The organism is Cupriavidus sp. TMH.W2 (assembly GCF_050847365.1).
GTDB lineage: Bacteria > Pseudomonadota > Gammaproteobacteria > Burkholderiales > Burkholderiaceae > Cupriavidus.
Genome location: NZ_CP193792.1, coordinates 896,822 through 910,216 on the forward strand (window position 1 = coordinate 896,822; position 13,395 = coordinate 910,216).

Consider the following 13,395-nt stretch of genomic DNA (forward strand, 5'->3'; position numbering starts at 1 on the left):
CGGCCGGGAGGGGCATTTCCCGGACAGGATCAGCGCTTGATGGCGCGGTAGCCGATGTCGGTCCGGTACTGCATGCCGTCGAAACGGATCTGCTCGACCGCGGCATAGGCGGCGCGCTGCGCGGCCTTGACGGTGTCGGCCAGGCCCACCACGCACAGCACGCGCCCGCCCGAGGTCAGCAGGGTGCCGTCCTTGAGCGTGGTGCCGGCGTGGAAGGTCACGCTGTCGTCGGTCTCCGCTGGGATGCCGGTGATGGCATCGCCCTTGCGCGGGCTGTCGGGGTAGCCGTAGGCGGCCATCACCACGCCCAGCGCGGTGCGGCGGTCCCAGTCCAGCTCGATGCTGTCGAGCTTGCCGTTGACGGCATGCTCCATCACATCGACCAGGTCGGTCTTCAGGCGCGCCAGGATCGGCTGGGTTTCAGGGTCGCCCATGCGGCAGTTGAATTCCAGTGTCTTGGGGTTGCCGTCCTTGTCGATCATCAGGCCGGCATACAGGAAGCCGGTGTACGGGATGCCGTCCTTTTCCATGCCGCGCACGGTCGGCAGGATGATCTCGCGCAGCGCGCGCGCGTGCAGCGCGGGCGTGACCACCGGTGCGGGCGAATACGCGCCCATGCCGCCGGTGTTGGGGCCGGCGTCGGCATCCAGCAGGCGCTTGTGGTCCTGGCTGGTGGCCAGCGCCAGCACGTTCTTGCCGTCGACCAGCACGATAAAGCTGGCTTCCTCGCCATCCAGGAACTCTTCGATCACCACGCGCGCGCCGGCGTCGCCCAGCTTGTTGTCGGCCAGCATCATGTCGACGGCCTGGTGCGCTTCTTCCAGCGACATCGCCACCACCACGCCCTTGCCCGCGGCCAGGCCGTCGGCCTTGATCACGATCGGCGCGCCCTGGGCGTCGATATAGGCATGGGCCTGGGTGGCGTCGGAGAAGGTCTGGTAGGCGGCGGTCGGGATGCCGTGGCGCTGCATGAACGCCTTGGCGAAGTCCTTGGACGATTCCAGCTGCGCGGCGGCCTGGGTGGGCCCGAAGATGCGCAGGCCCTTGGCGCGGAAGATGTCGACGATGCCGGCGGCCAGCGGGGCCTCGGGGCCGACCACGGTGAAGGCCACGCCCTCGCGTTCGGCAAAGGCGGCGATGACCTCGGGGTCGGTCAGCGGAACATTCTGCAGGCGCTTGTCGAGCGCGGTCCCGCCGTTGCCCGGCGCGACATACACCACCTGCACCTTGGGGGACTGGGCCAATTTCCAGGCCAACGCGTGTTCACGTCCACCCGAGCCGACAACCAATACTTTCATGATCCACTGCCAGAAAAGAAACGCATGCAAAAAGCGGCAGCTTGGATCTGTGGAGCCGGGCTGCCGCCGAGGGAGCTTGTTACTCTGTTTTAGTCTTCGATCACTGCGTTGGTGAAGACTTCCTGCACGTCGTCCAGGTTTTCCAGGGCGTCGAGCAGCTTCTGCATCTTGACCGCGTCGTCGCCGCTGAAGCTGACTTCGTTCTGCGGCTTCATCACCACGTCGGCCACTTCCGCCTTGAAGCCGGCGCCTTCCAGCGCGGCCTTGACCGCCGGGAAATCGTTGGGCGGGCAGGTGACTTCGATCGAGCCGTCGTCGTTGGTGACGACATCGTCGGCGCCGGCTTCCAGCGCGGCTTCCATCAGCTTGTCTTCGGGCGTGCCGGGGGCAAACAGGAACTGGCCGCAGTGGGTGAACATGAACGCCACCGAACCCTCGTTGCCCATGTTGCCGCCGTGCTTGGAGAACGCATGGCGCACTTCGGCCACGGTGCGGGTGCGGTTGTCGGTCAGGCAGTCGACGATGATCGCCGCGCCGGCCAGGCCGTAGCCCTCGTAGCGGATTTCTTCGTAGTTGGCGCCTTCCATGCCGCCCACGCCGCGCTGGATCGCGCGCTGGATGTTGTCCTTGGGCATGTTGGCGTCCATGGCCTTGTCGATCGACAGGCGCAGGCGCGGGTTGGAGTCGACATCACCGCCGCCAAGCTTGGCGGCCACGGTGATTTCCTTGATCAGGCGGGTCCAGATCTTGCCGCGCTTGGCGTCAGCGGCGGCTTTCTTGTGTTTGATATTGGCCCATTTCGAGTGACCGGCCATGATTCTCTCCGAAGCGGAATGCGGTGATCTGCGGTGATGTTGTGCGGGGTCGCCATGCGCGCCGTGGCCGGGGCAGCAAAGCCCTCGGACAGCGCGCGCCAGGTGACGGATATGCCTGGCGGCTGGCTATAATCAGCCCAGGATTTTATCACGCGGGCCTGCCCGCGCCGCCCGGATCCGCCAGATCCCACCAGACGCTCACGGAACCCACGAAAATCATGGCCGACCCCATCCTCATCGCCAAGAACGCCGAACATGAACTGGTGCTGCTGCCGCAGATGGGCAACCGGCACGGGCTGATCACCGGCGCCACGGGTACCGGCAAGACCGTCACGCTGCAGACGCTGGCGCAGGGTTTCTCGCGCCTGGGGGTCCCGGTCTTCATGGCGGACGTCAAAGGTGACCTGACCGGCATTTCCCAGGCCGGCCAGCCGTCCGACAAGCTCAAGCAGCGCCTGGCCGAACTGAACCTGCCCGAGCCGGCATGGGGCGCGTGCCCGACCACGCTGTGGGATGTGTTCGGCGAAAAGGGCCACCCGGTGCGCGCCACGGTCTCGCACATGGGCCCGCTGCTGCTGTCGCGCATGCTGGAGCTGAACGACACCCAGCAGGGCGTGCTAAACCTGGTGTTCCGCATTGCCGACGCCAACGGCCTCTTGCTGCTCGACGCCAAGGACCTGCGCGCGATGCTGCAATACGTGGGGGACAACGCCGCGCAGTTCACCACCGAATACGGCAATATCTCGGCCGCGTCGATCGGCGCGATCCAGCGCGGCCTGGTCGCGCTGGAATCGCAGGGCGCGGACGTGTTCTTCGGCGAGCCGATGCTGAACCTGGAAGACTTCATCCAGACCGAGCAGGGCCAGGGCGTGGTCAATATCCTGGCTGCCGACAAGCTGATGAACGCGCCGCGCCTGTATGCCACCTTCCTGCTGTGGATGCTGTCCGAACTGTTCGAGAAGCTGCCAGAGGCCGGCGACCTGGACAAGCCCAAGCTGGTGTTCTTCTTCGATGAGGCCCACCTGCTCTTCAACGATGCGCCCAAGGCGCTGCTCGACAAGATCGAGCAGGTGGTGCGGCTGGTGAGGTCCAAGGGCGTGGGCGTGTACTTCGTCACGCAGAACCCGGTCGATATCCCCGACACCGTGCTGGGCCAGCTCGGCAACCGCGTGCAGCATGCGCTGCGCGCCTTTACCCCGCGCGACCAGAAGGCGGTCAAGGTGGCGGCCACCACCATGCGCGCCAACCCAAAGCTGGACCTGGAAACCGCCATCGGCGAGCTGGGCGTGGGCGAGGCGCTGGTGTCGTGCCTCGACGCCAAGGGCACGCCCTGCGTGACCGAGCGCGCCTGGGTGCTGGCACCGGGCAGCCGCATCGGGCCGGCCACGGAAGAGGAGCGCAAGCAGCTGATCGCCAACTCGCTGGTGGCGGGCATCTATGAGAAGACCATTGACCGTGAATCCGCCTATGAAAAGCTGCGCGGCAACGCGGCGGCGGCCGGCAATGGCAAGGGCGCCGGCAGCGCGCCGGCGGGGCAGCCCGCGGGTGCGCAGGACAGCGGCTGGCTGGGAACGGCTGGCGAGATCCTCGGCACGCTGACCAAGGGCACCGGCAAGACCGGCCGCGGCGATTCGATCCTGGAATCGATGGCCAAGTCGGCCGCGCGCACGGTGGGCTCGCAGGTCGGGCGCGAGCTGATCCGCGGCGTGCTGGGGAGTTTGCTGGGTAAGAAGAAGTAAGCGGACTGGAAGAGACGGGCGGCCTTACGAAGGCAGCCCTGGCAGGTTCAGCGCGCCGCGCCGCTCAGTTCTTGGTCCCGAACAGCCGGTCACCCGCATCGCCCAGACCCGGCACGATATAGGCGTCGCCGTCCAGGTGGCTGTCCAGCGAGGCGACAAACAGCTTCACGCCCGGATGCGCTTTCTGGAACACTTCCACGCCCTCCGGGGCCGCCACCAGCGCGACAAAGGTGATGGCCTCGTCCTTGACGCCGCGGCGCTTGAGCACTTCCACCGCGTGCGCGGCGGAATAGCCTGTGGCCACCATCGGATCGCACAGGATGAAGCTGCGGTCCTCCAGGTCAGGCAGGCGCACCAGGTATTCCACCGGGCGGTGCTGCTCGTCGCGGTACACGCCGATATGGCCGATGCGCGCCGACGGGATCAGCTCGACCAGGCCGTCGCTCATGCCCACGCCCGCGCGCAGCACCGGTACGATGGTCAGCTTCTTGCCGGCGATCACCGGGGCGTCCAGCTCCACCAGCGGCGTTTCGATGCGGCGCGTGGTCAGGGGCAGGTTGCGGGTGATCTCGTAGCCCATCAGCAGCGTGATCTCGCGCAGCAGTTCGCGGAAGGTGCGCGTCGACGTTTCCTTGTCGCGCATGTGCGAAAGCTTGTGCTGGATCAGCGGGTGGTCGAGGATGAACAGGTTGGGAAAGCGCGGATCTTGTTTCATGGCAGGCGGCGTGGGCTCGGCGAGGGTATCGGGGCAAGCGGGACAAGCGGTCAAGCGGGCGGCGAGGTCGGGTGGACCAGCGCGCCGCGCCGTTGCAGCCGGATTGTAATGGATGCCGGCACCCCGCCTTTGGCTTCGTTTCCGAAACCGGCCCAGGCCAGCGCCGTTTGCGGGCTCCCTGAACCGCTGGAGCCGGCCGACGGTGCCTTGCGCTAGTCAAGCGCGCGGTTCTTCGACTCGATATCCACCATGAAGATGGCGATTGCCGCCACGGCAAGGAACGACGAAAGCAGCGCCAGGGCAAGGGTGAACTGGCTGGCCATGATCGGTGCAATGATGGAAGGCGCGAAGAGGCCGCCAAAGCGCGCCATCGCACCGGCAGTGCCCATGCCGCTGGCGCGCAGGTCCGTCGGATACACCTCAGGGGTGAAGGCGTAGAGCGCGCCCCAGGTACCGAGCAGCGCAAAGCTCATCAGCAGGGTCGAGCCGACCACCAGCGCCGTGGACTGGCCCAGGCTGTAGAGCATGCAGCCGGCTGCGCTGAGCAGCAGGAAGCCGATCAGGGTCGGCTTGCGGCCCCAGCGTTCGACGCCGTGTGCGGCCAGCGCGAATCCGGGCAACTGGACCAGCGCGAGCAGGATCAGGAAGACCTGGCCACGCATGAAGCCAAAGCCCTGGCCGGCCAGCTTCACCGGCAGATAAACGAAGACGCCGTAGTACGCGATCGAGATCAGCGCCCAGGCGGCCAGCAGGCAGATGGTGCGGCGCCGGCATCCGGCAGCGAACAGCGCAAAAACCGATTTGCGCTCCATCGGCTGCGGCTCCAGGTGGCCAATTTCCACAGACACGCGATTGGCGGCGGCCACACGCTGAAGCACCGCGCGCGCCTCGGCCGAGCGTCCCGACTTGTTCAGGTAGAGCGGAGACTCGGGAACAAAGAAGCGGAAGACCACGCCGACCAGGGCGGGAATGCCAGTGACGAGGAAAATCAGCCGCCAGGCCCCATCGCCGCGCGACACGGCGATCAGCGCAAGAATGGCGAGCAGGATTGTGCCGATGGCCCAGAACGACTCCAGCAGGACCAGCCAGCGACCGCGCCGGTCCGACGGCAGGAACTCGGCCATCATGGTGTAGTCGACGGGCAAGGTGCCGCCGACGCCGATGCCGGTCAGGAAGCGCAGCAACAGCAGCCACTGGAAGTCCGGTGCGAAAGAGGACGCGACACCGCAGATGGCGTCGATGACCACCGCCATCATCAGCACCGGCCGGCGGCCGATCCTGTCTGCCAGCCGGCCGAACACGAAAGCGCCGATCAGCATGCCGATAAAGAACACGGTCCCGGTCTGCAAGGCCGTCGGTACGGGAATGCCGAATGTCGCCGCAATCGACGGCGCGGTGAATCCGATCGACAGAACCTGCATCGCGTCAGCGAGCCAGACCAGGCCGAATATGACAAAGAGCAGATACTGGAAGCGGCCGACTCCGGCGGCGCGGATACCTTGCTCGATCGTGATGGTTTGCGACGATGCGCCCCGCGCGCTGGGCTGTGGGGCCGAGCCTAGCGTTGCATCTGGGATTGTCGTGGTTGCCATGGATGAAATTGATGACGACATATTGTCTACCTGTCTTTATAGGCTGGTTCTTGAACTCGGAAGCACACGTTTGTCGAAGCAGGGCCAGACTACGGTATCTACTGCTGCGTGATGCAACTGCGTCGAGTTGCAGGCAAACGTGATGATTACTCCAACTTGGCGAGGCCCGAACTAACCCGGTAGCACGCTCGCAACCACTTCCCGGTACTGATACGACATAGTCACTCCTTGTTGTCTACCCTTGGTTGGTCCAGGCCCGGCCTCCCGGTTGGCATGGTGGTGGACTATGCAAGCCCCGGGCCAGCGCTTCCGGTGATGTAAAGGGCCAATCTTGTAGTTTTGTTGTCTCGTCCGCCGCTTGCGGCGCGCCGTCCTTGTGCGGGGAGGCACCGCTGCGTGCCATGCGGCACTCATGTAGTGCGCACTACATGATCGTTCAGCGTAAGCTACATGAAATTGGCGGGCAAGGCCGAATTGCGTTTTCCCTCCTCGGGGTTTTCCCGCGCCTGGCGCCGGCGCGGGGGTGCACGTCTCCCTGCCCGGTGGCGAAGCGCCTTGCCAGGCCTGGCACAGATGCAGTCAGCGTGGGTGCCGGGGCACGGCGAGCCGGCCCCGGCAGTTGATCCTAGTGGGCAGGCATCGCGCGCAATCGCGCGACGGTGTTCTCCAGGTCCTGCCATGCGGGTTTGTCGGGCGCAAAGCGCGCGCGCAGGTACTGCGCCAGCTGCGCGATCTGCTGGTCGTCGAGCGTGTCGGCATAGGCCGGCATCGCACCCAGTTCGCTGTTGGGCGGCGCCGGCATGCCTTGCAGCAGCACCTGGATCACATTGTCCGGCCGCTTGCTGTGCAGGTTTGTATTGAGCGCGAGCGAAGGCTTGACGCCGAACTGGGCGATGCCCTGGTCCGACTGGTGGCAGACCGCGCAGGCGCTCTGGTACAGGCGTTCCCCAGGGCCGCCCAGCGTGCGCGCGGCTTGCGCGCTGCGTTGCTCGATCTGCGCTGCCTGTGCGGCCAGGACGGTCGGCGCGGGCGGTGGCGTGCCGAACGAGGCCACGTAGTGCGCGATCGCGCGCACGTCGGCTTCAGGCAGTTGCGCCAGTTCTTCGACCACCGGTGCCATCGGCCCCGCCGCGGCGCCATGGTGCGGCGCGTAGCCGCCGCGCAGGTAGGTGAACAGAGCCGCTTCGGTCCAGGGCACCGGTGCATGCGACAGCGCGCTCAGCGCCGGCGCCTCCCAGCCTTCGGCGCTGCCGCCGCTCAGGTACTGGCGGCCGCCTTGCTCGCCACCGAGTGCGTTGCGCGGCGAATGGCAGGCGCTGCAGTGGCCCAGCCCTTCGGCCAGGTACGCACCGCGATTCCATTGCGCGGAGCGCGACGGGTCCGGCGTGAAGCGTTCGTTGCGATGGAACAGCAGGTTCCAGCCGGCCAGCAGCGGGCGCATGTTGAAGGGGAAGGCGAGCTGCGTTGGCGGCGCCGCGGATTTCACCGGCTCCGCCGACATCAGGTAGCCATACAGCGCCTGCATGTCGCCGTCGCTGATCTTTGCGAATGCCGTGTAGGGGAACGCGGGATACAGGCGCCGCCCGTCGCGGTGGATGCCCTCGCGCATGGCGCGCTCGAACGCGGCGAAGGACCAGTTGCCGATGCCGGTCTGCACATCTGGCGTGATGTTGGTGCTGTAGACCGTGCCGAAGGGTGTCTCCAGTGGCAGGCCGCCGGCGTTCTTCACGCCGCCCGGTGCGGTATGGCATACCGCACAGTCCCCCGCTGCAGCCACCAGCCGGCCGCGCTCGAGCGTGGCGGCGGAATAGAAGCCGGCCTCGGGCGGCGCCACCGGCGCGATCGGTGCGCGCCACGGCAGCAGCGTGGCGCACACGCCTGCCGCGGCTGCAGCGGCAGCGGCGATCCAGGCGCGCTTCTTGCGCTGGTTGCCGGGCTTCGACTCGTCCAGCGCCAGGCGGATGCGATCGGCGCTGAAGGGCGGGGTGCGCAGGCGCACGCCGGTGGCGTCGTAGATCGCATTGGCCACGGCCGCGGCGGCGGGCAGGGTATCGGTCGGTCCCGCTGCCAGCGTGTCATGGGTGGCCAGCGCGCCGGCCAGGCGGATTTCCGGCAGGACGCTGCCTGGCACGGCTGGCAGCATCTGGCTGGCAGACGGCGCTTCGGACGGCCAGGTGTCAAAGGTCGGTGTGGCCGACGTCAGCTGCAGGGCGGCATCGGCCACGGCCTGCTCCAGCGAGCGCGTGGCTGGCGCGGCTTGCGGACGTGGCAGCGATTCGCTGTCATGCCCCACGGTCACGCGCGTGACCGCCAGCTCGCCGGTGGTGCCGTCGACTTCGACCTCGGCCACCCATGCGGACCAGCTCTGGCCGGCGTCGTGGTCGACGGTATGGGCATAGGCAAAGCCGCGGCCGCGCTGCACATTGCCGGCATCTGTGTTGGCGCGCGGCGCAGCCGGCGTCCAGCCCGCGCGCTCGGCCACTTGCCGCACCAGTGCCGTGCCGCGCGCATCGTCGAGATGGGCCAGCCGCAGTGCAACCGGGTCGGTGCCGGAGGCGGCGGCAAGCTCGTCGAGATGGGATTCCCGCGCGAACACTTGGGCGCGGGCGGCCGCCAGCGGTGCGGTGCCGAACGCGTTGGCGTTGCCCATCGCAGCTACGTCGACATGCGGGATGCGATAGGGCGGCATGCCCGCATCGCCTGCGTCGCCGGCAGCGATGCTGTCTGCCACGGGCGATGGCGTATGCGTCAGCCACAGCGCCAGCGGCACGGCCGGGGCCGCGGTGCCTGCCAGGGTTGCGGCATAGGCGTCGACTGCGACGCCGGCCTGCGCCGTGTCGATCCGCACATCAAGCGCGGCATCGGCAAGGCCCACGTCGGCAGCACAGAGCCGGCGCATCACGGGCAGTCCGGCGGCGTGGGCCAGCAGCGCCGCGTCGGCGGCGGCGTGCGGCGCGAGCAGCGCGAGGTCCGCGCTGTCGTCGGGGGCCTGCCAGCCGACCAGCGCCACCTGTTGCGGTGCAATGTCCAGCAGCGTGGCAAGCTCGGCGCGCAGCGCGCCGGGGCGTGTGCTCGGCAGCCACACGGTCAGCCTGCCGTCGCGCCAGTCGGCGACCGCAGTGCAATACACCGCGCTGCGGGTGCCGGCCAGTGGCCACTGGTAGTGCTGCGTCTGACGCGCATCGGCGCTGGCCAGCACGGCATTGGCGTTGCCGCGCCGAGCCAGTGCGCGGCGCGCTACCGGCGCGTCGTCCGCGCGGGGCGGGGCGGACCAGCGTACCTGCAGCACACGGCATGCGCTGGCAGCGTGTGCGGTCGAATCCGCCGCCACGCCGGCAAAGTTGTTGCGGATGACGACCGCGCGCACGCCCGGCAGCGCCAGCGCGGCTTCGCGGTCGGCGCCCAGCAGGCGCGCCGCCAGCGGCTTGCCATCGATCCAGCGCAGGCCGGGCGGTGTCTGCACCTGGGCCACCAGGCAGTCGGCGGCGGGCGGCGGCATGCTGCCCGCGATGGCGCCGGCGGGGACGGTCTGCGGGACGACGCCTTCCTTCACGATGCCGCTCCCTCGGCGGCCTGCCGTTGCAGTACCGCGGCGCGCTGCACCGCGCGCACGATTTCCACGTGGGTGCCACAGCGGCACAGGTTGAAGCGCAGCGCCTCGCGGATCTGGGCCTCGTCGGGATCGGGGTTCTGCGCGAGCAGCGCCTTGGTGGTCATGATCATGCCGTTCAGGCAATAGCCGCATTGCGCGGCCTGCTCGTCGATAAAGGCCTGCTGCACCGGGTCTGGCTGTGCGGCGGTGCCCAGTCCTTCCAGCGTGGTAACGGTGTGCCCCACCACAGCCCTGACCGGCAGCACGCACGCGCGCGCCGCCATGCCGTCCACCAGCACCGTGCAGGCGCCGCATTGCCCCAGGCCGCAGCCGTACTTGGGCCCGTTGCAGCACAGGTCGTTGCGCAGGATGTAGAGCAGCGGCGTGTCAGGGGCCACGCTCAGCGTGTGCTCGGCGCGGTTGACTTGCAGCTTCAGGGGGCGGGGCGTGTTCATCGGGGGCTGGGGGCGGGTTGAACATCACGCATCGCGGCGCCGCGCCCCTTCGGTGAGGGGCTGCGGCGGGCAGGGTCGGTCAGGCGGTCAGGCCGCCGCGGACAGCGGCGTGCTCCCGGCCGACACCAGCGGCACGTTGAATACATCGTAGCCGAAACACCAGTCGGGGTTCTCGTTGCTGCGCAGCCAGGTGTTGTTGTGCGAGACCAGCTGGACCTTGCTGGCGCGCTCGTTGCGGTTCGCCTCATACAGCGCGAAGGCCGAGGCGAAGTCCTCCACGCCGGTTTCGGTGAAGCAGCGCGTGAGCATGGCGGCATCCTCGATCGCCATCGCGGCGCCCTGTGCCATGTGCGGCTTCATCGGGTGGCAGGCGTCGCCAAGCAGCACCAGGCGGCCCCGGCTCCACAGCGGCAGCGGGTCGCGCTCCAGCAGCGGCCACTTGGTCACTTCGACGGTGCCTTCGATCAGCGACTGCACGCCCTCATGCCAGCCGTCGAACGCGGCGCGCATTTCCTCGATGCTGCTCGGCACCCAGCTCTTGCTCATGTCCCAGTCGGGCTCGGGCACGCCGGTGACGTAGTAGATCTCGTCAAGCTTGCTGGTATCGAAGTAGACCATCATGTGGCGGTCGTCGGTCCACCACTTGGTGCAGCGCTCATGCGTGAAGCCCTTGACGCGCGAGATGGGGAATACCGCACGGTGCGCCACGTAGCCGGTGTACTTGGGCGGCTCGGCGCCCAGCAGGGTCTCGCGGATGCGCGAGTTGACGCCGTCCGCGCCGATCACGATATCGGCCTCGTCGACCGTGCCGTCGGTGAAGCGCAACTGCACCACGTCGCCCTGGTCGGTGACGCTTTCCAGCTTCTTGTTGAAGAACAGCGTGCCGGGCGCCACGGCGTCGGTCAGCAGCTTGTGGAAGTCGCCGCGATGCACGGTCAGGTAGCTGGCGCCGTAGTGGCGCAGCGCGTAGTCGCCCAGCGGGATCTGCGCGATTACCTCGCCGGTCAGGCCGTCGCGGCTGTACCAGTAGTCGGGGTGGCAGCCCATGTCGTTGAGCGCGTCCTCGATGCCGATGCGCCGCATGATCTTCATCACGTTGGGGCCTACGTGGATGCCCGCACCCAGGCGCGAGAACGCCGGTGCCTGCTCATACAGCCTGACTTGGAAGCCGGCACGCTGCAGCAGGGCGGCCGCGGCCGTCCCTCCGAGTCCGGCGCCGACAACTGCGATTCGCGGTTTGCCTTGCACGTTATTTCTCCTGGCAATGACACAAGGTCGATGGGGGCTGGGGCGGCCACTCGGCCGACCGTTGAAAACGAGTGTACACACTCAAATTGTCAAAGTGAAAGAAGAAAATGATGAACCTATGGAAAACCCTAGTGGTAACGTGATGACGCTCGCACATCGCGCTATAACGGCGAAATACTGCGCAAAAACAGGGTTTGATTAATTCAGTATGCACTGAACGAGTGAATCGCGCGGGGCGCAGATTCTGTTTGCCTAGATAAAGTGTGTACACTACAATCAATCGCAGCATGCAGGGCCGCCAGGCCGAGGCAGGCGGGTAGACAGACAAACAGATACGGAGTCGACAGTGCAGAAAGTTTTCCGAATCGGCCAGATCGTGCCGAGCTCCAACACCACCATGGAAACCGAGATCCCGGCGATGCTGGCCGCGCGCCAGCTGGTGCGCCCGGAACGCTTCACCTTCCACTCAAGCCGGATGCGGATGAAGAAGGTGGTCAAGGAAGAGCTGGCGGCGATGGATGCCGAATCCGACCGCTGCGCGGTGGAACTCAGCGACGCCCGCGTCGACGTGCTCGGCTACGCCTGCCTGGTGGCCATCATGGCCATGGGCCACGGCTACCACCGCGTGTCCGAGCAGCGCCTGCAGGCGCACACCGCCGAGAACGGCGGCGACGCACCGGTGATCACCAGCGCCGGTGCGCTGGTCGATGCACTCAAGGTGATGGGCGCGAAGCGCATCGCCGTGGTGGCGCCCTATATGAAGCCGCTGACCGAGCTGGTGGTCGACTACATCCGCAACGAAGGCTACGAGGTGGTCGACTACCGCGCGCTGGAGATCCCCGACAACCTCGAAGTCGGCCGCCACGACCCGGCACGCCTGCCGGAGATCGTCGCGCAGATGAACACGGCCGACGCCGATGTCATCGTGCTGTCGGCATGCGTGCAGATGCCGTCGCTGCCGGCCGTGGCCAAGGTCGAGGCGATGACCGGCAAGCCCGTCGTCACCGCCGCCGTCGCCACCACCTACGCGCTGCTCAAGCGGCTCGGGCTGGAGCCGGTGGTGCCGGGCGCCGGCGCGCTGCTGTCGGGCGCGTACTGAAGGAGGCGGCCATGGCAGACAGCACCTTCCTCTACGGCGCTAACGTCCACGCCAACGGCATCCGCCAGCACTACCTGCGCTATGGCGGGCAGGGCGGCGCGCGCGCGCAGCGCGATGCCGTCATCATCGTGCCGGGCATCACCAGCCCGGCGGTGACCTGGGGCTATGTCGGCGAGCAGTTCGGGCAGCAGTTCGATACCTATGTGCTCGACGTGCGCGGCCGCGGCCTGTCGCAGGCGGGCGCGGAGCTGGACTACAGCCTCGATGCGCAGGCCGCCGACGTGGTTGCGTTGGCACAGGCGCTCGGGCTGCCGCGCTACGCCATCGTCGGCCATTCGATGGGCGCGCGCATCGGCATCCGCGCCGCGCGCGGCAATCCGGCAGGCCTGACGCGCCTGGTGCTGGTCGATCCGCCGGTGTCGGGCCCCGGCCGCCGCCCGTATCCGTCGCAACTGCCGTGGTACATCGATTCGATCCGGCTGGCGCAGCAGGGCATCGACGTGGAAGGCATGCGCCGCTTCTGCCCGACCTGGACCGAGGACCAGCTGCGCCTGCGCGCGCAATGGCTGCATACGTGCGACGAGCGCGCGATCCTGGCCAGCTTCAATGGCTTCCACGAGGACGACATCCACGCTGATCTGCCGCACGTCGCCGTGCCGGCCCTGCTGATGACCGCGGGCCGTGGCGACGTGATCCGGGAGGAAGACGTGCAGGAGATGCGCAAGCTGCTGCCCGCATTGCTGGTGGCGCATGTCGCCAATGCCGGCCACATGATCCCGTGGGACGACGAGGCCGGCTTCTACCGCGCCTTTGGCGACTTCCTCGGTGCGGCGTTGAACTGA

General features: G+C 67.6%; 10 protein-coding genes. 3 read left to right on the top strand and 7 right to left on the bottom strand.

Annotation, left to right across the window (positions count from 1 at the left end; all coding sequences use genetic code 11):
- Nucleotides 1-29: 29 nt before the first annotated feature.
- Nucleotides 30-1,298, bottom strand: a complete 1,269-nt coding sequence (gene purD / locus ACREYQ_RS04170; RefSeq protein WP_432259526.1) for a phosphoribosylamine--glycine ligase — start codon at nt 1,296-1,298, stop codon at nt 30-32.
- Nucleotides 1,299-1,387: 89 nt separating this feature from the next.
- Complete coding sequence (locus ACREYQ_RS04175) at nt 1,388-2,113, bottom strand: YebC/PmpR family DNA-binding transcriptional regulator (protein ID WP_432259527.1); 726 nt, start codon at nt 2,111-2,113, stop codon at nt 1,388-1,390.
- 218 nt (nt 2,114-2,331) lie between these two features.
- Here ACREYQ_RS04175 and ACREYQ_RS04180 point away from each other — a divergent pair, with 218 nt between their 5' ends.
- On the top strand, nt 2,332-3,852 hold the full coding sequence (locus tag ACREYQ_RS04180; protein WP_432259528.1) for a helicase HerA-like C-terminal domain-containing protein: 1,521 nt from the start codon (nt 2,332-2,334) through the stop codon (nt 3,850-3,852).
- Between the two features lie 64 nt (nt 3,853-3,916).
- On the opposite strand, the gene upp is transcribed toward ACREYQ_RS04180, so the two are convergent.
- The 5 genes from upp to ACREYQ_RS04205 form a co-directional block, all read right to left on the bottom strand.
- Nucleotides 3,917-4,567: a uracil phosphoribosyltransferase gene (upp, locus tag ACREYQ_RS04185; protein WP_432259529.1), complete on the bottom strand. Its 651-nt coding sequence runs from the start codon at nt 4,565-4,567 to the stop codon at nt 3,917-3,919.
- A gap of 212 nt (nt 4,568-4,779) precedes the next feature.
- Nucleotides 4,780-6,180, bottom strand: a complete 1,401-nt coding sequence (locus ACREYQ_RS04190; RefSeq protein ID WP_432259530.1) for an MFS transporter — start codon at nt 6,178-6,180, stop codon at nt 4,780-4,782.
- 604 nt (nt 6,181-6,784) lie between these two features.
- Nucleotides 6,785-9,658 (bottom strand): c-type cytochrome, encoded by a 2,874-nt coding sequence (locus tag ACREYQ_RS04195; protein ID WP_432260357.1) that lies wholly within the window; start codon nt 9,656-9,658, stop codon nt 6,785-6,787.
- Nucleotides 9,659-9,708: 50 nt separating this feature from the next.
- A complete protein-coding gene (locus ACREYQ_RS04200) occupies nt 9,709-10,206 on the bottom strand; it encodes a (2Fe-2S)-binding protein (RefSeq protein WP_432259531.1) in 498 nt (165 codons plus the stop codon).
- Between the two features lie 87 nt (nt 10,207-10,293).
- The gene (locus tag ACREYQ_RS04205; RefSeq protein WP_432259532.1) at nt 10,294-11,454 is read right to left on the bottom strand and encodes an FAD-dependent monooxygenase; all 1,161 of its coding nucleotides are present in this window, start codon (nt 11,452-11,454) and stop codon (nt 10,294-10,296) included.
- 346 nt (nt 11,455-11,800) lie between these two features.
- Here ACREYQ_RS04205 and ACREYQ_RS04210 point away from each other — a divergent pair, with 346 nt between their 5' ends.
- Nucleotides 11,801-12,553: a maleate cis-trans isomerase family protein gene (locus ACREYQ_RS04210; protein ID WP_010812897.1), complete on the top strand. Its 753-nt coding sequence runs from the start codon at nt 11,801-11,803 to the stop codon at nt 12,551-12,553.
- Between the two features lie 11 nt (nt 12,554-12,564).
- Nucleotides 12,565-13,395, top strand: coding sequence for an alpha/beta fold hydrolase (locus ACREYQ_RS04215; RefSeq protein WP_432259533.1), 831 nt, complete (start codon nt 12,565-12,567; stop codon nt 13,393-13,395).